1 protein-coding gene is annotated in these 1020 nt (G+C 60.9%); it reads right to left on the bottom strand.

The genetic code is table 11. The features are described from left to right. On the bottom strand, positions 1-1020 hold a 1020-nt coding region (locus tag FHS21_RS30395), incomplete at both ends, for an ATP-binding protein (RefSeq protein WP_446686536.1).

The raw sequence follows: 1020 nt of genomic DNA, 5'->3' as shown, positions 1-1020 counted from the left end.
CGGAAGTCTCCCATGCAGAAGAGTGTCATACTGAGCATGCGGTCGCCGATGAAACGATCGAGTCCACTTTCTGCGACCGCCACGAAACGTTCGGCGCTACCCAGCGACTCCCTGTATTCACCCATTCCGACCTGTGCGACCCACAAGCCCCAGAGAGCTTCCGCCTGAGCGTCCAGGTCGCCGAGCTCTTCCGATATCTCCAAGGCCTTGGCGAACGCGGCCGTAGCTTGTGGCGCAAACCCGATCTTGAAAGCTTTTGAAAGCCCGAGCGCTCTGTAGAGCTGCATAATCTGACGAGCGTTTTGGTCTCTTCGCTCTCCGGGGGCGATACCCCGCAGCGCTCGTTGGACGCTGGTCAGGCATTCGTCGACCAGAGAAAGCTGGTACCATATCGGAATGGCGGCGACGGTGAGCCCGAGGCCTACTTCCAAGTCGCCGTGATCCGAGTAGGCCCAGTCCAAAGCGAAGCGCACGTTGTTGATGTGGATACCATATCGCGACAGCCAGTCTTCGCTCGACAAGGTTTCGACTTCCTCCTGCGAATGCCGTAGGACTTCGCACAGATAGGCCACGAGTTGCCGCATGACGGCGTCGAGCTCCCCTTCATCCCGAACTTTGTCCAAAACGAACGCCCGTGTCGTGTCGAGCAGACGGTATCGAGCGGCCTTGCCTTGAGCGTCTACCGACACCAGGGATTTGGCAACGAGGTCAGCAAGATGACCCGGTACATCGCGATCGGGGGCGGTCGGGTCGGTTGCAATGGCGACAGCCGCATCCCGCTCGAAATCGCCAGTGAACACCGCAAGTCGACGCAGGACTTTACGCTCACCGTCAGAGAGCGCCCCGTAACTCCAGTCGATCATTGCTGCCAAGGTTTGATGGCGGGGCAGAGCGGTGCGCCGTCCACCCGTCAGCAACCGCAGTCGATCGTTCAGAAGTTCAGCGATCCCGCGCGTGCCGAATGCCTCCACCCGCGCCGCCGCGAGCTCGATGGCGAGAGCGATCCCGTCGAGCTGGCGG

The organism is Phyllobacterium trifolii, assembly GCF_014192095.1.
Classification (GTDB): Bacteria; Pseudomonadota; Alphaproteobacteria; order Rhizobiales; family Rhizobiaceae; genus Phyllobacterium; species Phyllobacterium trifolii.
This window is presented reverse-complemented; position numbering and strand designations above follow the sequence as displayed.